Origin of the sequence: Corallococcus macrosporus DSM 14697 (assembly GCF_002305895.1) — a bacterium.
Lineage (GTDB): Bacteria > Myxococcota > Myxococcia > Myxococcales > Myxococcaceae > Myxococcus > Myxococcus macrosporus.
Genome location: NZ_CP022203.1, coordinates 7,061,930 through 7,081,399, shown reverse-complemented (window position 1 = coordinate 7,081,399; position 19,470 = coordinate 7,061,930). Strand labels below are relative to the sequence as shown.

The 19,470-nt window shown below is 71.5% G+C and carries 18 protein-coding genes; 6 read left to right on the top strand and 12 right to left on the bottom strand.

Annotated features, from left to right (window positions below):
* Nucleotides 1-22 precede the first annotated feature (22 nt).
* From MYMAC_RS28455 to MYMAC_RS28440, 4 genes are all read right to left on the bottom strand, one after another.
* Entirely contained in the window at nucleotides 23-1,594 is a 1,572-nt protein-coding gene (locus MYMAC_RS28455) for a beta-ketoacyl synthase N-terminal-like domain-containing protein (protein ID WP_095960356.1), read from the bottom strand.
* Between the two features lie 19 nt (nucleotides 1,595-1,613).
* Nucleotides 1,614-3,047 carry a DUF6250 domain-containing protein gene (locus tag MYMAC_RS28450; RefSeq protein ID WP_095960355.1) on the bottom strand — a complete coding sequence of 478 codons (1,434 nt, stop codon included), beginning with the start codon at nucleotides 3,045-3,047 and terminating at the stop codon, nucleotides 1,614-1,616.
* A gap of 79 nt (nucleotides 3,048-3,126) precedes the next feature.
* Complete coding sequence (locus MYMAC_RS28445) at nucleotides 3,127-3,831, bottom strand: hypothetical protein (RefSeq protein WP_013938443.1); 705 nt, start codon at nucleotides 3,829-3,831, stop codon at nucleotides 3,127-3,129.
* Between the two features lie 32 nt (nucleotides 3,832-3,863).
* Complete coding sequence (locus MYMAC_RS28440) at nucleotides 3,864-4,127, bottom strand: hypothetical protein (protein ID WP_013938444.1); 264 nt, start codon at nucleotides 4,125-4,127, stop codon at nucleotides 3,864-3,866.
* 57 nt (nucleotides 4,128-4,184) lie between these two features.
* On the opposite strand from MYMAC_RS28440, the gene MYMAC_RS28435 reads away from it, so the two are divergent.
* Together MYMAC_RS28435 and MYMAC_RS28430 are read left to right on the top strand one after the other, a co-directional pair.
* Entirely contained in the window at nucleotides 4,185-4,943 is a 759-nt protein-coding gene (locus tag MYMAC_RS28435; protein ID WP_013938445.1) for a DUF4159 domain-containing protein, read from the top strand.
* A gap of 27 nt (nucleotides 4,944-4,970) precedes the next feature.
* Nucleotides 4,971-7,250 (top strand): glutamine amidotransferase, encoded by a 2,280-nt coding sequence (locus MYMAC_RS28430; RefSeq protein WP_095960354.1) that lies wholly within the window; start codon nucleotides 4,971-4,973, stop codon nucleotides 7,248-7,250.
* Between the two features lie 62 nt (nucleotides 7,251-7,312).
* Here the strand turns inward: MYMAC_RS28430 and MYMAC_RS28425 are convergent, their stop codons facing one another.
* The 5 genes from MYMAC_RS28425 to MYMAC_RS28405 form a co-directional block, all read right to left on the bottom strand.
* Nucleotides 7,313-7,885, bottom strand: a complete 573-nt coding sequence (locus MYMAC_RS28425; RefSeq protein ID WP_095960353.1) for a superoxide dismutase family protein — start codon at nucleotides 7,883-7,885, stop codon at nucleotides 7,313-7,315.
* Between the two features lie 115 nt (nucleotides 7,886-8,000).
* Nucleotides 8,001-9,569 carry an HsdM family class I SAM-dependent methyltransferase gene (locus MYMAC_RS28420; protein WP_095960352.1) on the bottom strand — a complete coding sequence of 523 codons (1,569 nt, stop codon included), beginning with the start codon at nucleotides 9,567-9,569 and terminating at the stop codon, nucleotides 8,001-8,003.
* An 87-nt stretch (nucleotides 9,570-9,656) separates the two neighbouring features.
* Complete coding sequence (locus MYMAC_RS28415; protein WP_095961721.1) at nucleotides 9,657-10,394, bottom strand: MBL fold metallo-hydrolase; 738 nt, start codon at nucleotides 10,392-10,394, stop codon at nucleotides 9,657-9,659.
* Nucleotides 10,395-10,515: 121 nt separating this feature from the next.
* Nucleotides 10,516-11,343, bottom strand: coding sequence for an ion transporter (locus MYMAC_RS28410; RefSeq protein ID WP_095961720.1), 828 nt, complete (start codon nucleotides 11,341-11,343; stop codon nucleotides 10,516-10,518).
* A 156-nt stretch (nucleotides 11,344-11,499) separates the two neighbouring features.
* Entirely contained in the window at nucleotides 11,500-12,327 is an 828-nt protein-coding gene (locus tag MYMAC_RS28405) for a hypothetical protein (RefSeq protein WP_095960351.1), read from the bottom strand.
* A 301-nt stretch (nucleotides 12,328-12,628) separates the two neighbouring features.
* Here MYMAC_RS28405 and MYMAC_RS28400 point away from each other — a divergent pair, with 301 nt between their 5' ends.
* The 3 genes from MYMAC_RS28400 (at nucleotide 12,629) to MYMAC_RS28390 (ending at nucleotide 15,757) form a co-directional block, all read left to right on the top strand.
* Complete coding sequence (locus tag MYMAC_RS28400; RefSeq protein WP_204816990.1) at nucleotides 12,629-13,810, top strand: GNAT family N-acetyltransferase; 1,182 nt, start codon at nucleotides 12,629-12,631, stop codon at nucleotides 13,808-13,810.
* 81 nt (nucleotides 13,811-13,891) lie between these two features.
* Nucleotides 13,892-14,887 (top strand): NAD-dependent epimerase/dehydratase family protein, encoded by a 996-nt coding sequence (locus MYMAC_RS28395; RefSeq protein ID WP_095960349.1) that lies wholly within the window; start codon nucleotides 13,892-13,894, stop codon nucleotides 14,885-14,887.
* Between the two features lie 3 nt (nucleotides 14,888-14,890).
* Nucleotides 14,891-15,757, top strand: a complete 867-nt coding sequence (locus MYMAC_RS28390; RefSeq protein WP_013938454.1) for a WGR domain-containing protein — start codon at nucleotides 14,891-14,893, stop codon at nucleotides 15,755-15,757.
* A gap of 54 nt (nucleotides 15,758-15,811) precedes the next feature.
* Here MYMAC_RS28390 and MYMAC_RS28385 read toward each other — a convergent pair whose 3' ends face one another.
* On the bottom strand, nucleotides 15,812-16,651 hold the full coding sequence (locus MYMAC_RS28385; RefSeq protein WP_013938455.1) for a hypothetical protein: 840 nt from the start codon (nucleotides 16,649-16,651) through the stop codon (nucleotides 15,812-15,814).
* 168 nt (nucleotides 16,652-16,819) lie between these two features.
* On the opposite strand from MYMAC_RS28385, the gene MYMAC_RS28380 reads away from it, so the two are divergent.
* Complete coding sequence (locus MYMAC_RS28380; protein ID WP_095960348.1) at nucleotides 16,820-18,025, top strand: substrate-binding domain-containing protein; 1,206 nt, start codon at nucleotides 16,820-16,822, stop codon at nucleotides 18,023-18,025.
* An 18-nt stretch (nucleotides 18,026-18,043) separates the two neighbouring features.
* On the opposite strand, the gene MYMAC_RS28375 is transcribed toward MYMAC_RS28380, so the two are convergent.
* Complete coding sequence (locus MYMAC_RS28375; protein ID WP_095960347.1) at nucleotides 18,044-18,841, bottom strand: M14 family metallopeptidase; 798 nt, start codon at nucleotides 18,839-18,841, stop codon at nucleotides 18,044-18,046.
* A gap of 94 nt (nucleotides 18,842-18,935) precedes the next feature.
* Nucleotides 18,936-19,379, bottom strand: a complete 444-nt coding sequence (locus MYMAC_RS28370; protein WP_013938459.1) for a Spy/CpxP family protein refolding chaperone — start codon at nucleotides 19,377-19,379, stop codon at nucleotides 18,936-18,938.
* Nucleotides 19,380-19,470 lie beyond the last annotated feature (91 nt).

Here is a 19,470-nt window from a genome sequence, read left to right as displayed (position 1 = left end):
GCCCCGCGGCGCGCCTCCGCCCCTACTCCTTCGGCCAGGGGCGGGAGATGACGCAGGCGTTGATGCCGCCCACGCCCATGGACAGCTTGCCCGCGCAGCCCGCGGGCGCCGGCACGGCCTCGTCGAAGACGAAGCGGCCGTGGACGCGGGAGATCTGCTTGTTGAGCTCCGCCTCCTGCAGCGGGGTGGGGAACACCTTGCCCTGGCCGTAGCCCAGGTACTGGGCCGTCAGCTCCCAGCCGCCGCCCGCGGACATGCCGTGGCCGAAGGTGCCCTTGCGCGCCGTGATCAGCACCTGCTCGGGCAGCACGTCCCGCAGGTTCTGCACCTCCAGGAAGTCACCCGGGGTGGCGGTGGCGTGCAAGTCCCAGCTCCCCACGTCCTCCGGGGCGATGCCGGCCGCGCCCAGGGCCTCGCGGATGGCCAGCGTGGGGCCTTCCTTGGACGGCGTGATGATGTGGTCCGCGTCCGCGGTGACGCCCACGGTGACGGGCTCCATGCCCAGCGGCTTGAAGCCCCTGGCCGTGAAGTGCTCCAAGTCCCCCAGCACCCACACCACGGAGCCTCCCGCGATGTGCGTGCCGCGCAGCGCGGTGAGCGGCTTGGAGAGGGCGGCGTCCGCGGAGATGACGCGGGCGTTGTAGAAGCCGCCCACGGTGAGCGGCATGGGCGGCGGGTCCGTCATGCCCATGACCACGGCCTTCGCCTGGCCCAGTTGGATGGCGTTGAGGGCCAGCCGCAGTCCGTAGCCGAAGGACGAGCACGCGGCCACCGGGGCGAACGTCATGCCGGTGATGCGGCCCATCATCGAAATCTGCGAGGCCGGCGTGTTGTGGATGTTCCACAGCACGTTGGAGGACACCGCGTTCCACGGCGGCTCCGGCGACATCCACTTCTTCTGGAGCCGGGCGTTGCGGGTGCGCTTCTCCTTGATGACGGCCAGCTTGGCGGACTCCACGTCGCCGTCGTCCGGCACGCCAATGGCTTCGATTTCGCGCAGCTCGTCCAGGTACTCGCGCAGCTCCGGCGAGCGGCCGGCCCAGAAGTGCCACCACGCGTCCTCGGCCTCGTCGCGCGTGGCCTCGTCCACCGTGGAGGGCTCCGGCGGGAGGCCGGGCAGCGGCTCCTGCGTCTCGCGCCACTGGCGCAGGGCGCTGTTGCGCTCCGGCGCGGCCCAGAAGCGGTCCCACCGGCGCTGGGCGCGGTACAGGTCCAGGGAGATGGAGCGGATGGTGGGCAGGTCGCCCAGGCCCGTGCCCACGTAGACGTGCGCGCGGGGCCCCAGCGCCTGCAGCTCCTGCTCCAGGCCCGGGTTCTGCGCCAGCGACTGGATGAAGGCGCCAATGGCGTACTGGGTCGGCTGGCCCATCTTCCGCTCCAACTGCGAGAAGCGGCTGCCCGGGAAGCGCGCGTCAATCCACGGCTTGTAGTCGGCCAGGTCGAACTCCGGCATACCGACGAGGAAGTTGTCGGGGCCGAAGCCGTTGAAGGGGGACAGCCAGCTTTCGGACGACGAGAGGTTGCGCTCGAACGCCTCGATGTTCCTGGACCGGGGGGCGACCACGCCCCAGCCGAAGATGCCTACTCTGCGCACGTGTGACTTTCCTTCGCCGCTAGGGGGCGAGCGGCTGAATCTTCAAGTTGTCGAAGTGGACCCGGTTCTTCCAACCGGAGAAGCCGAAGTACTGGTTGCGCGGCCCCTCCAGCGGGGCGGGGTCCTTGAGCGTCAGGAAGGGCTGGCCGTCCAGCTCCCACGTCAGGGTGCCGCCGCTGCGGGTAATCTTGATGTGGTGGCGCTTGCCGGCCACCACCGCGGCGCCGTCACGCACCGCCCGGTCATTCGTGTGCTCGTTCTGCCGGGCGATGGCGGACTGGGTGTTGCGCCAGCCACCGAAGATGAAGACGTAGCCGGTGGCGGTGTACTGCAGCCGCAGGTCGCCCGCGTAGAAGGAGCGGCCGTCACCCCACGCCTCCACCTTGATGTCGCCCTCCGGGTTGTCCGTCCACGCGTCGAACTCGATGACGGCGTTGGTGGGGATGGGCTGCTTCAGCCACATCGGCCGGTTGTGCATCAGCTCCACCACCAGCGCCCCGTCCACCAGCTTCACCGCGGAGGGGTTGGTGGCGCTCCACGCGTCACCCAGCGTGTCGCGGTTGAAGTCGTCCGCGTAGGGCCCGGGGGGCGGCGTGGGCGCGCGCGGCGCCGCCGTGAAGGGCAGCTTGTCCGGCGTGTCCACCCGCAGGTTGTCCCAGAAAATCTGGGACTCGAAGCCGGACAGGCCCAGCCGGTCCTGCCCGGGGCCCTTGAGGGGGAACGGGTCGTCCAGCTCCAGCATCAGCTCGCCGTCCACGAACCAGCGCAGCAGCGAGCCGCGGCGCTCGATGCGCCAGTGGTAGGTGCGGCCGGCCTGCACCGGCTGGCCGCGCAGCTCCACGCGGACCTTGGTGTCCTCCTTGAAGAAGCCGCTGGCCTTGAGGTCCACGTTCGCCTGGCCCTTGCGGGCGGCGCGGCGCCTCAGCGCGTCCAGGGAGGGCGCGTTCAGGTCGCGCCGGGCGATGACGGACAGGGCGTTGTTCCACCCGCCCTGCACCAGGATGTAGCCGGAGGCCGGGTCCCTCCCGTTGCCGAACAGCTCCACCCGGATGTCCCCGGCGGGCAGCTCCGAGCGGACGTCGAACTCCACCGCGACGTCATCCGGAAGCGCGGCCTGGAGCCACAGCGGGTTGTTCTTCACGCCGGGGGCGAGCAGCTCGCCCTGCGTCACACGCCAGTAACCGCCGGTGGAGAAGAAGTCGCGCTGCACCACGCCCGGCTCGGAGAAGTCCTGGGCATACGGCACCGTCGCCCTCGCGTCCGGCTGTCCACGAAACAGCGCGTAGTGGATGAGCGGGAACTGGATGACGAGGATGAGGCCGACGAGCACGGCCCACCCCTTGCGAGTCAGCCCCGCCGGCTTCACCCACGCGGTGCCCACGGACGGCTCCTGCGAGGGAGCGGGCTCCGTGGGGGACTGGTCCTGCTTCTCCTTGCGCCTGGCCTGACCCATCAATCCTTCCGGGGGGAAAGGCGGCGGAATCTACGCCCCGGGCAGGTGGACGTAAAGCACGGCCACCTGCCTCTGCGGGCTACTTGACCCCCCAGCGCTTTTCGAGCGCATGTTGCTCCGCCTGCCGCTGCTTGATGCGCTCGCGCTCGCCGCGGAGCTTGTCCGCCTCCTCGGGCGAGGGCCGGACGGCCAGTTGATACACCGCGCCGGCCACCGCGAAGAGGCCCGCGGCGATGATGACGCCCCAGGGCTTGCTGGCCACCGCCTGCACCACGCCGCCCACCTGGTGCAGCGCCGCGAGCGCGCCGATGACGAGCATCCACGCGCCCACCGCGGACGCCACCACCGCGGCCACCGGGCGCTGGAGCATGGCGCCCACCAGCCCGCCGATGATGAAGCCCGGCGCGAAGCCCAGCAGGAAGTCCTGCTGCCCGGCGATCTGCCCGGCCACCAGGCCCAGCGGCACGCCCACGCCCAGGAAGGTGATGGCCGTGGGCAGCAGGAAGCCCAGCGCCATCAGCACCGCGGCGGCGATGGTGGCCATCCGGGCCACGTCCGGCAGGCCCAGCTTCATGACGAGGATGGGCGTCCACAGCAGGCCCAGCACCGCGCCAATGGGGCCCGCGAGCACGCGGAACATCTTGCCCCCGCCGGCCACGAGCAACGTCACGCCCGCGACACAGCACACGATGCCGGCCCACATGGGCAGCAGCCGGTAGATGGCCACCCAGCCGGGCGGGTTGAACGTCTGGTACGCCCCGAGGGCCTGGAGGAGGCCTTCCATGGCAGATTCTCCTTGATGCGGTCCGCGGAAGCTTACGCGTATCGGACGATGGCGAGTACGAGCAGGAGCACGAACACGATAGCGGCAAGCAGGGCGAAACCATACAGGGCGCGTGGCGTGGTGGTGCGCCGCAGCAGCGCCTCCGCCTCCGCGCGGTCCTCGGCGGACGGGCTGCCCGCGAGGATGCGCTCGGCGTCGCGCCGCGCGCCGGCCACGTCGCCCGCCTCCTTCCGGGCCCAGGCGGCCTGGACCTCCGCCGAGCCGGGCGCCGGGGGCGTCTGTCCGCCTTTCGCCATGACGCCGCTCTATACCGGGGAATGCGCGTACCCGTCGACGGTATATAGATACGCCCTATGTCCGCGCGGCGTCTGACCCGTCGAAACCTCCTGCTCGGCACCGCCGCGCTCGCCCCGTTGCTGTCCCGGCGGGCGCATGCCTTCGGTGAGAAGAACCGCTTCATCCCCGCCGTGGCCCGCCACAAGGGGCGCTGGGACACGCGGCTGTCCGGCCTGCGCCGCATCGCCTGGGAGCTGCAGCGCCGCACCTCCGTGGAGGTCGTCCCGGACGCGCGCCCGTTCCCGCTCAGCTCCCCGGACCTCTTCGAATACCCGTTCCTCTACTTCGGCGGCGAGGGCGAGTTCCCGCCGCTGGAGGAGGCCGAGGTGGCCAACCTGCGCCGCTACCTGACGTACGGCGGCTTCATGCTCGCGGACGCCAACGACGCCAGCGACGGGGCGGGCTTCGACGCGTCCTTCCGCCGGGAGATGGCGCGGGTGCTGCCGCAGAGCCCGCTGGCGGAGGTGCCGTCGAAGCACGTGGTGTTCAAGTCCTTCTTCCTGCTGGACGCGGCGCCCGGGCGGGTGCTCAACAAGCCCCAGTTGATGGGCTGCAACCTGGGCAAGCGCGCCGCGGTGCTCTACTCGCAGAACGACCTGGCCGGGGCGTGGAGCCGCAACGAGTCGGGTGACTTCGAGTTCGATGTCTCCCCGGGGGGTGAGCCCCAGCGCGAGCTGGCGGTGCGGCTGGGCATCAACGTGTGCATGTACGCCCTCTGCCTGGATTACAAGGACGATGCCGTCCACCTGCCGCTCATCCTCAACAAGCGGCGCTGAAGCACCGGCCCTCCGCCGAAAGCCTGGATGAACTCCCCCACGTTCAACGCCTGGAAGCTCGTCACCCTCTCGCCATTGCCACCGTGGGCGCTGGTCCTGCTCGCCCTGGGCCTGGTGCTGGGCGTGCTGCTGGCCGCCTGGGGCGTGCGCCGTGAGCCCTCGCGCGGGCGCCGCGTCCTCCTCTGGGCCCTGCGCGTCGGCGCGGGCGTGGCCGCGCTCTTCTTCCTGCTGGAGCCCGGCATCCGTCACCTCCAGGTGGCGCGGATGAAGAACCGCGTCGCGGTGCTGGTGGACCGCTCCGCGTCCATGAGCTTCCCCGCGGAGGTGGGCGGGCGCTCGCGCTCCGAGGAGGTCGCCGCCTTCCTGGAGCAGGCGGCGCCGCGCCTGGCGGAGCTGCAGGACCGCTTCACGGTGGAGCTGTACGGCTTCGATCCGGAGCTGGCGCCGGTGACGCCGGAGGCGCTGAAGTCGCCGGCGCGCGCGGGCACCACGGACCTGCTGGCCGCGGTGCGCGCCGCGGCGGGGGCGGGGCAGGGCTCGCGCAAGCTGTCCGGCGTGCTGCTGTTCAGCGACGGCGCGGACAACGCCGAGCTCAAGGCGGGCGTGGTGGGCCGGGCCCGCGCGGCGCTGGCGGACCTGAACGTCCCCGTCTCCACCTTCACTGTGGGGCAGGAGACGCTGAAGGACGTGGCCGTGGAGGGGCTGAAGGTGGATGACTTCGCCTTCGTGCGCAACTCGCTCACCGTGGAGGTGGAGATTCACGGCCGCGGCTTCGCGGGGCAGGACATCCCCGTGGTGCTGAGCCAGGAAGGCAAGACGGTCGCCAGCAAGGTGGTGCGGCTGGAGTCCGCGGACGACGTGAAGCCCGTGGCCTTCACCTTCACGCCGGACCAGACGGGCCGCTTCGTCTACACCGTGACGGTGCCCACCTTCCCGGGCGAGGCCGTGGCGGACAACAACACCCGCTCCTTCACGCTGAAGGTGATTCGGGACCGCGTGCGCGTGCTGCTCGTGGTGGGCCGGCCCTCGTGGGACGAGCGCTACCTGCGCGGCCTGCTCCGCCAGGACGCCAACGTGGACCTGGTGTCCTTCTACATCCTCCGGACGCTGTCGGACGACCCGGGCGTGGTGAACGACCAGCGCGAGCTGTCCCTCATCCCGTTCCCCATGGAGGAGATTTTCGACACGAAGCTGGACACCTTCGACGTCGTCATCTTCCAGAACTTCGGGCACTCCGACCCGTCGCTCTCCATCGCCGAGTACGAGCGCAACCTGGAGCGCTACGTCCACAACGGCGGCGCCTTCGTGATGATTGGCGGAGACAGCGTGCTGGGCGAGGGCCGCGCCACCATGCCCACGCTGATGGAGGCGCTGCCCGTCGTCGCCGCGGGGCCCGCCAACCTGGACGCCTTCAAGCCGCGCCTGACGCCGGAGGGCCTGCGCCACCCGGTGACGGGCATTGGCATGGGCGCGGCCAGCACGGAGGCCGCGTGGGCGGAGCTGCCGCCCATCCCCGGCGCCAACCTGACGCAGGCGCGCCCCGGCGCCACGGTGCTGCTGGACCACCCGCACCTGACGGTGGGCGGGAAGAACGCGCCGCTGGTGGCGGTGTGGGACTACGGGCGGGGGCGCTCGCTGGTGATGGCCACGGACGCGTCCTGGTACTGGGCCTTCGCGGCGCACAAGGATGGCTCGCCCAGCCGCGCGTATGACCGCTTCTGGGGCAACGCGCTGCGGTGGCTGGTGAGGGACCCGGATTTGACGACGCTGAAGGTGACGGCGGATCCGCCGTCCGTGGAGCCGGGCCGGCCCGTGGGCGTGGTGGTCCAGGCGCGGCTGGCGGACTACCAGCCGGCGCAGGACGCGCAGGTGCGGGTGGAGCTCTTCTCCGTGGCCACGCAGAAGCCGGTGGCGGTGCAGACGGGCACCACGGGGACGGACGGCGTGGTGCGGCTGGAGTTCGAGCCCCCCGCGCCCGGGCCCTACAAGCTGCTGGCCTCCGCGAGGAAGGGCGAGACGGACCTGGGCAAGGGCGAGGACGCGGTGGCCGTGCGCGCCGTGGGCCCCGAGCTGTCGGATGCGTCCGTGCGGCCGGAGTTGATGGCGCGGATCGCCAAGGAGACGGGCGGCAAGTCGTACTCGCTGCCGCGGGACGGCCTGCCGGAGGTGCCGCTGCTGGACCCGCCGGTGGTGGAGGTGGGGCGCGCCAGGGACCAGCCGCTGTGGGACCGCTGGTACTACCTGGTGGCGCTCATCGCGCTGCTGGGCGCGGAGTGGTTCGCGCGCCGGCGCTTCGGCTACGTGTGACGCTGTGACAGCGGCCTCTCCCGGTGACAGGGAGAGGCCCGGTTGCTTCAGCGAGTCACGGCCTACGTCTTCTCCACCACGCCGCAGGCGATGCGGCCACCGGCGTCGCCCGTCGGGTCGGTGTGGTAGTCGTCCTCCTGGGCGTGGATGACCACCGCGGAGCCGTCCTTGTCGAACAGCGACTTCACGGTGAGGCCGTTCTGCGAAAAGATGTCGAACTGCACCGTGCCGTCCTTCGCCACGTAGAGGTTGGGCAGGTCGCCGTGGTGCTTGCCCTTGGGCGCCAGCAGGCCGTGGGCCTTCTTCGTGGGGTTGAAGTGGCCGCCCGCCGTGGTGAAGCCGGGCGCCTCGCACTTGCCCACCTCGTGGATGTGGAAGGCGTGCTGGCCCGGCGGCAGGTTGCTCAGCTTGCCCTTGATGAGGATGCCCTGCTTGGTCTGCTCCAGGGTGATGTCGCCCACGTCCTTGCCCTGGGAGTCCTTCACCTGGGCCTTGGCCGTCTGGTGCTTGGGCGGCGTCTTCTTGTCCGTCGCCGGCGCGGTGCCCTTGGCCGGCGGCGTGCCCGCGTTCTCCTGAGCCAGGGCGGGGAGGGCGGCGGTCAGTGCGGCGGCGGTGAGCAGGGCTCGAATCTTCATGGGTGTGTCTTCCTCCTGAGGTCGTGCGCTACGGAGCGAAGGTGGACACTACCGGTTGCTCGCGCCCGCCGCAGGAGAAAGCAAGCGGGCAGCCGGCCCATCTGCTCTGTAACGCTCACTCATCGGTGAGCGGCACGGGCACGACACGGGAGGCGCCGAAGGCGGGGGCCCAGATGCCCTGGACCTCCGGGCTGTTGAGGAAGCGCACCAGGGCCCGGAAGGCGGGCAGGGGGCCGCCCAGGCGTTCGGCCCATTCCAATCCCCTGGGGGAGAGGTTGGGCACCAGGGGGCCCAGCTCGTCGCGACTCTTCACGGAGCGGGTGAGGCCCAGGCCCTCGTCGCGCAGGCGCTGCGGGACGTAGAGCGGAGCGAAGCGCGCGTGGCGGTGGTCGTGGACACAGCCCTCGTCCTCCAGCAGCGCGGCCGACAGGGGCAGCTCGCGCACGTTGAAGAGCAGCTTCACCGCGCCCAGGTGCGGGTCATAGGGCCCGCGCAGCCGGTGGTCCCCGCGGGGGACGAGCCGCCGGTCCAGGTAGCAGTACGCGCGGGCCTCGGGGGGCACGCTGCCGCGGTGGCGCGCGCCGCCATAGCGGTAGAAGGGCCGCACGTAGCTCGCGTCCACCTCCAGCGGCGGGCCGGCCTTCAGCGCACGCAGCTTGGGCATCAAGTCGTCGGGCAGGCCGTGGGCCTTGGCGAACTCGGGCAGGGCGTCCTCGGGCGTGGCCGCGAAGTCCCTCACGCGGGTGAGGAGCCGCTCCGGGTCGGCGTCCACCAGCAGCTCGTCGAAGCGTGTCTTGACGCCGGGCAGGCTGACGGGGACGAGCCGCGTCAGGGGCTCGCCGCTCTGTCGCCAGCGGGCGTCCAGGGCGGAGGCCTCGGGCGCGGTGGGGGCGAGCCGCCACTCGGGGGCCTCGGGGGTGAAGTGCTGGCCCATGCCGCGCCGCTCGAAGCGCGGGGCGGGGTGGGGGCCGGGGAGGGAACTCCATACGGTGATGCAGGTCCGCACCTGGGTGCCGGCGAAGGCGCCCGGGCCCAGGTCCACCACCTCGCGCAGGGAGAGCGTCTCCAGGAGCGACTGGCGCAGCGGCGCGTACATGAAGGCGTCGAGGAAGCTCGCCGGGGTGATGAAGGCGAGCGCGCCGGGCCGGGTGGCCAGCCGGTGCGCGGCGACGAGGAGGAAGAAGGCGAAGTCGTCGCGCAGGCTGGTGCCGGGCATCAGCGCCAGCGGGAGCAGGGCGCGCAGCCGGGCGTAGGTGCCCGGGTCCTTGAGCACGGACGAGGTGCCGTTGTAGGGCGGGTTGCCCACCCACAGCTCCATGTGGTCCGGGGGCGTGGTGGCGAGCACCGGGGCCAGGCCGTCTCGCAGGGCGTCCCCGGCGTGCACGTGGGCCTCCGGGACGCGGGCCTGGCAGAGGCGTGCGACCTCGGGGTCCAGCTCCAGACCGCAGAGCCGGACGCCGGGTCTCAGCCGGGAGGCGGCGGTGAGGAACGCTCCCGCGCCGCACGAGGGGTCCACCACCGTGAGGGGCCCTTCGCCCACGTGCCGGAGCGCGAGCGCCAGTGTGCGTTCCGCCAGCGGCGCTGGCGTGAAGAACGCACCCACGGCCTTGCGGTCCAGGCTGGGGAATTGAAGGACGAGCTTCTCCTCATCCACTTCCAGCGGCCTATGCGCGGTGCGAGGCATGGCCCCGCATCCTACCTGGCGTGGTGCGGAGTGAACGCCCGGGGCCTGCGTTCTGGCTGGATGTTTCAGCGAGTTGTGTGCTTGGCATCAACAGACCTGCCCTGGAGTCGCAGATGCTTGATGTCTGTCTTGAGCGTTGTCCGGTGACGCCAGTCCACACGCACGGTTGGCCGGAACCGCCACGTCCATCAGCTTGGGCTTCGGCAGGCCCAGGTTGTTCATGAGCTGGATGAAGCCCTCGCGGCTCCGGCCCGCCACGCGCGGGTTGTGCCGCTTCTCCTCGCCGATGGTCGTCACCGTCAGCCCCTTGTAGTCATGGGCCGGGTACACGAGCGTCTCGTCCGGCAACGCGAACAGCACCCGGGTGATGGAGTCATACAGGGTGCCGGCATTGCCATTCTGGAAGTCCGTCCTGCCATTGCCACGGATGAGCAGGGCATCCCCGGTGAAGACGCGGTCGCCCAGCAGGTAGCTCACGCTGTCATCCGTGTGGCCCGGTGTCGCGAGGACCTGGAACGTGAAGGCCCCTGCCCGCAGCGTGTCGCCGTGCTTCACATGAATGTCGGCGCACGGTGCCCCGGCCGCGCCGCCCACCACCCTGGCGCCCGTGCGAGCCCGGAGCAGGCCGGACGCCGTGACATGGTCCGCGTGGACGTGTGTGTCCAGCACATGGGTGAGGGAGAGGCCCAGCTCTCGCATCAACGTCAGGTCCCGCTCGACCCGCTCAGCGACGGGGTCGATGAGCAGGGCCGTGCCGCGCTCCTCGTCCCCGAGCAGATAGGTGTACGTCGACGACGTCGTGTCGAAGAGCTGGCGGAAGAGCATGATTCCCTCCAGGGCATCCGGGAGCCAGGGCTCCACGGATAAGATTCACCCGCTGGAAGGGATTGGCTGGAGACGGCCGCCAGCGCCTGGCCGCTGGCTCGTGGAGCAGGCGGAGGCGCACCTACAGCCCGTGTCCGCAGTGCTTGCAGAACTGGGCATCCAGGTCATGCCCCTGCTGGCCGCAGGCAGGGCACGCCCGGTGGTCCACCGCGTGCCGCGTGGCGGCGGCCAGCTCCACGGAGACGATGCCCGTGGGCACCGCGATGATGCCGTAGCCCATCACCATCAGGATGGACGCGATGAACTGCCCTGGCACCGTCTTGGGGGTGATGTCGCCAAAGCCCACCGTCGTCACCGTGACGATGGCCCAGTACATGGCGCGGGGGATGCTGTCGAAGCCGTTCTCCCGGCCCTCCACCACGTACATCAGCGCGCCCATGATGACGACGATGGTCAGCACCGTGCCCAGGAAGACGGTGATTTTCGGGCGGCTGGCGCGCAGCGCGGTGAGCAGCACCTCCGCCTGTCCCAAGAGGTGTGTCAGCTTGAGCACGCGGAAGACGCGCAGCAGCCGCAGCACCCGAATCACCAGCAGCGACTGCGCCCCGGGAATCAGCACGCTCAGGAAGGTGGGCAGCAGCGCGAGCAGGTCCACCAGCCCGAAGAAGCTGCGGGCGTAACGCAGCGGCCTGCTCACGGAGAAGAGCCGGAGCAGGTACTCCAGGGTGAACAGGGCGGTGAAGAACCACTCCACGCCGAGCAGCACGTCCCCATACCGGGCTCGGATGGACGCGACGCTCTCCAGCATCACCGCGATGATGCTGAAGAGGATGGCCCACAAGAGGCCCACGTCGAACGCCTTGCCCGCGGGCGTCTCGGCCTCGAAGATGATGGTGTGCAGCCGACCACGGAGGCCCTCGGTGGGGCCCTGCTCTGAAGCTTTGGACACGGGGCCAGTGTAGGCCACCCGTGTCCCTTGGGAACCAAACGCCGCGCCCACCACGAAGACCTGGGGGATGGTGATGACGCCAGGCGGAGCTTCAAGACGTTGCAGCCTGGTTCGGCGCGTCAGGGCGTCGCCGAAGGTGACGCTTCGCGCGCGGCATCAGGCTGGCTTGGAGTTCGAGTGGTCGCCTGTCTTGCCTAGCAGGTATCCGCCGTGGCTGATGGCCAGCAGGGCGAGCATGCCTTGCGACAGCGCGGGCAGCGCGCTGTTGGCTCCGCGCGCCACCGACATGGCCACGTCCATGAAGTAGCCCACCGCGGCGATGAGCGTGAAATAGAACATCTGCACCTTGGCCAGGTCGATGTGCGCGGTGTTGCCCACCTCGTCTCCCTGGAACATGTCCGCCATGCGCGCGTCGGTCATGTTCGCGTTGGCGTAGAGCACGCCCTGGCGGTGCGCGTCGATGTCCGTGGCCTCCTCCGCGAGCTGCACGGAGGTGTTCCGTACCAGCTTCTCATCCGGGCTGCGCGCGCGCTTGCCACCCAGCACCAGCGGTGTGCCCAGCAGGGACGTGGTGGAGATGCCCATGGCAATCCAGAGTTCCTGGGGGATGCTCACGCCCCCGGCATTGGACGCGCCGGTCTTCACTCGGGCGAGCGTCATCGTCAGGTATCCCGCCATCACCACCACGGTCCACACCAGCGCCTGGAAGCGGGAGAGGCTCATCAGGTTGCGCTCGCTGATGAGCAGGGCCAGCGGCACGCCCACGATGGCCTTGCCCAGCACCAGCAGGAAGCCGGTGAGCATGGCGGCCGTCCCCAGCAGGTTCCATCCCGGCGGCAGGTACCAGGTGGCCGCGAGGACGGCCATGGGCATGGCCGTGGTGAGCACCGCCATCCGTCCGTACTCCGAGCGGGGAATGGCGCCGACGATTTCTCCGCCGCGATTGCCAGCCCCACTGCCAGCCACAGGCACGCTCTCTGCCATGAGGTCCCCCCTGAGGTGTGTTGGCGGGAATCGTAGCGCTGGGGTGTCGCGGGCGTTCCGCCGTGCGGGGGCGCTGTCCATGGCGGACGTCCGACTGGCACTGGAGGGCAGTGGACCCGCGCGGGCGCGGCGACGAGCGAGCCCAGCTCAAGCGTCATGGCCGGCGCAGCGGGGAGCCGCGTCGCGAGGCGCACGGGGCCTGGCCGGGCCGCGGCTTGTGGCTCGACAGGCCACCCAAGGCGTCATGAGAATGCCGGCGCCCGAGGCGCCCGCGCGCGCCATCAGGGGAACGGAGATGCGCATGGAGACGCAGCCTGGCGACTTCGGACCGCCGCGAGACGAACGTGAGATGTCCGCCGTCGCGGACATCATGATGCAGTCGTATGCCATGTCGCCCGCGGACGGCGCCGCCTGGATGCAGCGCACGACGCGGTCGGACCTGCGCCTCCTGCGCGAGGGCGGCGAGGTGGCGGCCTCGCTCGTGCTCATCCGCATGGGGCAGTGGTACGGCGGGCGCAGCGTGCCCGTCATCGGCGTGGGCGGCGTGGGCGTGTCGCCCGTCCACCGGGGACGCGGCACCGCCACCCGGCTGATGCAGCACCTGCTGCGCGAGGCGCGCGCGACGGGAGCCCCCTTGTCGGTGCTCTACCCCGCGACCCAGCCGCTCTACCGGCGCGTCGGTTACGAACACGCGGGCACGCGGCAGGAGATTCGACTCCAGGTGCCGTCGCTGGACTTCAGCGAGCGGACGCTGTCGCTGCGGCCCATCCGGGAGGCGGACACGGCGGCCATCGTCCTGAGCTACCAGCGCCACGCGCGGCACCGGCCGGGCTGGCTGGACCGGGGCGACTTCTCCTGGGGCCGCGTGCGCAACATGCGCGGCGAGGTGGCGCAGGGCTACCTGGTGGAGGGCAGCGCGGGGGTGGAGGGCCACGTCTACGTCATCCGCCGGGCGCTCAAGGACTTCAAGCAGGAGCTGTTCCTCACCGACGTCGTGGCCCACACCCCCGCGGCGGCGCGGCGCATCCTGAGCTTCCTGGGGGACCACCGCTCCCTGGCCACGGAGGCCTTCTGGTACGGCGGGGTGGATGACCCGCTGCTCCTGCTGCTGCGCGAACAGACGTACTCGGTGAAGCTGTACATGCACTGGATGGTGCGGGTGCTGGACGTGGCCTCCGCGTTGGGAGCGCGCGGCTGGTCGGAGGGGCTCTCCGGCGCGCTGCACCTGGAGGTGGAGGACGACCTCTTCCCGGAGAACCAGGGGCGCTTCGTGCTGGAGGTGTCGGAAGGCCAGGCGCGCGTCCGCCGCGGCGGCGAGGGCCGCCTGCGGCTGCACGTGCGGGAGCTGGCCCCGCTGTACACCGGCCACCTGTCCGCCCAGGCGCTGCGGGCCATGGGCGCGCTGCACGGGGAGGAGGCCTCGGTGCGCGCGGCGGACAGCCTCTTCGCCGGGCCGCCGCCTTCGCTGCGCGACATGTTCTGAGTCCCGCGCCGGGCCCCGCCCTATCGGGCCCGGCGCGGGAGTGCTAGAGCGCGAGCAGTCCTTCACAGGAGCGTGCAGGCCATGCGGGCATTCGTCACCGGCGGTTCAGGCTTCGTGGGCAGGAACCTCCTCGCCGCGCTGAAGGTGCGGGGGACGCCCGCCCGTGCGCTGGCGCGCTCCACCGCGTCCATGACCGCGGTGACGGAGGCTGGCGCGGAGCCCTTCGAAGGCGACCTGTCGGACGTGGAGCGGCTCAAGGCGGGCATGGAGGGCTGTGACACCGTCTTCCACGCCGCCGCGCTGGTGAAGGGCTGGGGCGCGCGCAGCGAGTTCTTCGAGACGAACGTGCGCGGCACCGAACGGGTGCTGGAGGCGGCGCGCGCCGCGGGCGTCAAGCGGCTGGTCCACGTCAGCACGGAGGCGGTGCTGGCGGATGGCTCGCCGCTGGTGGGCGTGGACGAGACGATGCCCCTGCCCGAGCGCCCCATCGGCGACTACCCCTCCACCAAGGGCGAGGCGGAGCGGCGGGTGCTGAGCGTGAATGCCCCGGACTTCGTCACCGTGGCCGTGCGGCCCCGCTTCGTGTGGGGCGCGGGCGACACGTCGCTGCTCCCGCAGTTCCTGGAGGCGGTGCGGGCGGGGCGCTTCCGGTGGTTCAGCGGTGGCCGCTACCTGACGTCCACCTGCCACGTGGCCAACTGCGTGGAGGGCATGCTGCTGGCGGCGGAGAAGGGGCGCGGCGGCGAGGCGTACTTCCTCACCGACGGAGCGCCCGTGGAGTTCCGGCGCTTCATCACCGACATGCTCGCCACGCAGGGCGTGGACGCGGGCCAGCGCACCCTGCCGTACGGCGTGGCCGCGACGGTGGCCACGGTGGGGGACCTGCTGTGGGGCACCCTGGGCCTGGGCGGCCGCCCGCCGCTCACCCGCGCCGAGGTGCTGCTCATGGGGCGGGAGGTGACGGTGCGGGATGACAAGGCCCGCGGGGAGCTGGGTTACGAGGGCCGCCGCTCCCGAGAAGAAGGCCTCCGGGAGCTGAAGGCGGAGCACCGGAGCACGGCGTCGCGTATGCTCTGAGGCATGCGAAGGTTCGAGTTCGTGGAAGGCTCCAGCTCCAAGTTCTGGGAGCCGGAGCTCAAGGGCAACACCTTCATCGTCACCTTCGGCCGCATCGGCACCGCCGGCCAGCGGCGGGAGAAGGCGTTCGCGGACGAGGCGGGCGCTCGGAAGGAATACGAGAAGAAGGTCGCGGAGAAGCTGCGGGAGGGCTACCGCGAGGTGACGGAGGGCGGCGCCGCCGAGGCCGCGCCCACGCCCGCGCCGCCGCCCGCGCCGAAGAAGCCCGAGCTGCCGCGCCGCGTCCCCGCCGCCACGCCCACGCCCGAAACGGTGAAGGCCGCCGCCGAGGCGCTGGCCGCGCTGCGGGCCCGCCTGGGGTGGCGAAGCTGGGAGGTGACGTCCCGGGCCCGGCGCGCGAGGCGGGCGTTGCGCGCCCTGGGCGGCGTGGATCCGGCGGCCCACCCGGAGCTGGCGGGCACCTTCGACGCGCTGATGGCGCGCGTCGTCTCCCCGGGGAAGGACGGCCGGCTCCCGCTGCGCCACGCGCTGGCGCTGCTGGGCGAACTGGACGTGGCGGCCTTCGCCCGCGCGGCCGAGGTGTGGCTCGCCGCGCCTGACGCCGTCCCCGCTGCGACGCAGGTGGCCCGGCAGGCCTCGGCGCTGGGGCAGCCGGAGCTGGCGCTGCGCCTGGGGCTGCTGCTGGCGGAGCGCCCCGGGCAGGCGGGGGCGCCCTCCGAGGAGGGCTGGGCGAAGCGGTGGACGCGGCTCAGGCCGCACGTGGAGGACCAACTGTCCTCCCGCGGGGGTTCGCTGGCCACCTGGGCCCAGTCGGTGGATGCCTCGAAGGACACGCACCTCGCCGGGCGCCTGGCTCGCCTGGGCGCCTGAGGCGCCGGGAGCGCGTGGGGTGGGCCCACGCGCTTCCGGACCGGCCGTGCCTGACTAGCCCGGCCCGCCGCTGGGCGTGGACGACTTCTTGGCGGCGCCCTGGCCGGAGGTCGGCAGGCTGGTGGGCAGCCGGTCCATCTCCGCTGGCGGGTAGTTGCGCGCGGCGTCCAGGTAGGACTGGGGCTTGATGCGCCGTCGCATGCGCCACGTCAGGCCGTCGGGCTGGATGAGCACGGGCTCGCCGTCGGCGCGCTGCTCCACCAGGTGCCCGTCGCAGAAGCGCCACATCTTGAGGCCGTTCACCTCCTGCCGCGCGTAGTACAGGTCCGTCTGGCCCATCTGCGGATTGGGCGGGCACCAGGTCCGGCGAGCGGCCGCCTCCCGCTCCGGCTTCTCCGCCTGCCACTGCCGCTGGGCATCCCGCAGCGCCACCGCCGCCAGGGCCTTGGGGCCCTCCTCGAACCGGGCCTCGACCTCTCCCAACAGCTCGCGGCCCCGGCGGGCAATCTCCGGGAAGGCCCCGGTGTTGCGGAAGCCGCAGTCCTTCAGGCGGTTGAGCGTGTAGCGGTGCACCTCCATGATGGGGGGGAGGCTCTCCGTGGCTTCCCGCAGGAGCGCCAGCTTCCTGGCATGGCCCGGTGCGTCCAGGTTGGAGAGCTCCTCCGTCTCCCGGAGGAAGCGCGCCATCGCCCCGTTCACCGTCGTCAGCTCGTCCGCCAACCACCGCGGTTCCGAGGACGCACAGGGGTCCGCCTTCGCCTTCTTGTAGTCCCGGTACTCCGCTCGGGACATGCCGAGCGAATAGAGCTCCACGGGAGGAGCGGGCTTGGTCGCGCACGCGCTCAGCGCCGTGCCCAGGCCCGCAAGCACGAGCCGCCGAATGTTTGCCGTCATCCGCCCATTCTGGCATGTCATTTGAGTTCAAACAAACGTACAGAAGCGGACGCTCGAGTTTCGGGGCGCGGATTCCGGGATGGCGGGGCCGCCCCTGTACGGCGTCACGGAGGTTGCCTACAAGGCTGACCCGGAGCCGAGCCCCGTTCCAGAAGTGCGAGCCGGTACATGAAGCCCGCGGTCCTCATCATCATCGGAGTGCTCACGGCGTTGGGTGGAGCCCTCTACCTGTCCGCGCGGCGAGCCTCCGAACGCGAGGGGGGCGCGGCGCGCCCCGCGGCGCCGGCGCCCGTCTCCACGCGCGCGGTGCGGACGGAGATCACCTTCCTCTACAGCACGGAGAAGAAGGCGTGGGTGGAGGCGGCGGCGGCGGACTTCCAGAAGGCGCATCCGCACATCCGGGTGAACCTGGTGGGCCGGGGCTCGCTGGAGGCGGCGCAGGGCATCCTCGAAGGCCGTGAGCGGCCCACGGTGTGGAGCCCCGCGGACAGCGCGGTGCTGCGGATGTTGGAGTCGGACTGGGCCACGGATGCCGCGCGTGCGCCGCTGTTCGCCGCGGCGGGCGAGGCGGCGCCGCGGCCCCTGGTGAAGACGCCGCTGGTGTTCGTGGCGTGGGAGGGCCGGGCGGAGGTGCTCCAGCGCGCCAGCGGCGGGGGCCCGGTGTCCTGGAAGGTCCTCCACGGCGCGGTGGCCAGCGACCAGGGCTGGCCGGCGGTGGGCGGTCAGCCGGAGTGGGGCTTCGTGAAGCTGGGCCACACGGACCCCACGCGCTCCAACTCCGGGCTCCAGGCGCTGCTGCTGGCGTCGCTGGAGTTCCATGGCAAGCAAAGCGGGTTGACGGTGGCGGACCTGCTGGAGCCCCGGTTCCAGACGTGGCTCAGCCAGTTGGAGCGGGGCGCGGGACGCTTCCCTCAATCCACCGGCACGCTGATGGCGGACATGGTCCGCTTCGGCCCGTCCCGCTACGACATCGCGGTGGTGTACGAGAACCTGGCCATCGCCCAGCTCTCCCAGCCGCCGGGCAACTGGGGGGCGCTGAAGGTGCTCTACCCGACGCTCACGTCCTGGAGCGACCATCCGGCGGCGGTGCTGGAAGGCGACTGGGTGTTGCCCCGCCAGCGGGAGGCCGCGCTGGAGTGGCTCCGCTACCTGCACAGCCGGCCGGTGCAGCAGCGCGCGCTGGCCTTCGGCTTCCGCCCCGCGGACGCGTCCGTGCCGCTGACGTCGCCCGAGGAGAACAACCCGTTCCATCCGCTGTCCGCGCACGGCATCCAGGCGGAGGTGCCTCCCGGGGCGGAGGTGCCGGAGGGCTCGGTGGTCCGCAACCTCCTCACGCTGTGGTCGCGGCGGGTGGGCAGCGCGCGCTCGCCGTAGCCCGCCGCCGCCCCGCCGTCAGCCGCCGCGCGCGGCCAGGTCGATGAAGCCGCGAATCCAGAGGAGGTTGACCGTGTCACACACGGCCTGCGGCGTCGCCGTCGTCGTCTCCAGCGCGGCCGTGTAGGGCACGCCCTGGCGCGAGTACCAGTCGGTGACGCTGCCGTCGTGGTACTCGATGAGGCCGTCCGCGTCGGTGAAGCTGTGGTCGTCCACCTTCTGGCTGCGCACGACGGTCAGGTGCTTCGCGCTGGCCTCCACCAGCGGGCGGTAGGCGGCCTTGTCTCCGAAGGTGTATGCGTACGTCGCGGTCCCGCCCAGGTAGTTGTCCTGGTGGATGTCGAGCGCGGCGGCCGGGGCGGGGTAGCGCGCCAGCTCGCCGCGGATGGCCCGCGTCTCCTTGGGGCCGCCGTCGTACAGCGCCCAGCGCAGGATGGGCCGCGCGACGTTCAGCTCGCCCACCCATTCGCCGGGCGCCACCTCGTAGCGCATGAAGTCGTTGTTGGGCTTCTCGCCGCCGCGGTTGTAGCGGGTGCCGTCCTCGAAGCCAGACGGGTTGATGCAGGGGTAGACGCGCAGGCCCACGCCGCGCTCCACCGCGTAGGCCGCCACTTGCGCGAAGTGCTCCGCCAGCGTCAGCGGCCCGGCGGGCTCCTCGCCGTGGAAGCCGGAGGTGATGACCAGCCAACGCTCTCCGGGAACGACGAGCCGGAAGAGCGGATAGTCCCGCTCCCCCTCCATGACGCGGCCGTATTCGGAGACGTCCGCGAGGTGGGCGTGGGCGCGGATCCGCTTTGCGTAGTCGGTGTAATTCACGCATCTAAACTAGCCGTGGCGCGCCGCCACGCCCACCCTTTCCCGCAAGCACACACCCCACCTGTCCCGGGCGCACCGGTGGCGTGTGGGCGCCTCAGGGGCTGACGTGCTCGCGGTACCGCTCGGCCAGCTCCTGGCGCTGCCGCGGCGTCAACGTGCCGTGGACCTCCAGGGCGGCGTCTGTCGCCTTGTGAGCGAAGGCGCGCATGGCCTCGATGCGCGCGTCCACCAGGGCGTGGAGCCGCTGCCGGTCCGGCGTGTCCGACGCGAGCTGCTGGAAGGCCTCCTCGCGCACCGCGTGGTGCTCCTTCATCAACTGCATGCCGTCGGCGAACAGCCGGTCCTTCACGGCGTGGATGGACTGGCGCTGCGCCTGGGTGGCGTCCAGGGTGTCCAGCTTGTCGTCGAGCTTCCACGTGACAAACTGCTTCACGCGCTCCGGGTCCTTGCCCCAGCGGGGGCCGCCACGCAGCGCGAAGCCGCTGAGCAGGGCGACGGCGAGCAGCGCGGAACCGACCACGGCGAACCGCTTCATCATGGCTTTCTCCTGGTGGAGCGCGGGAGGGCTCCACGTGACGTCGCCCCCCAATGGGCGACGGTGGCCAATGTGCCGGCCCTCCGTTGCAGGG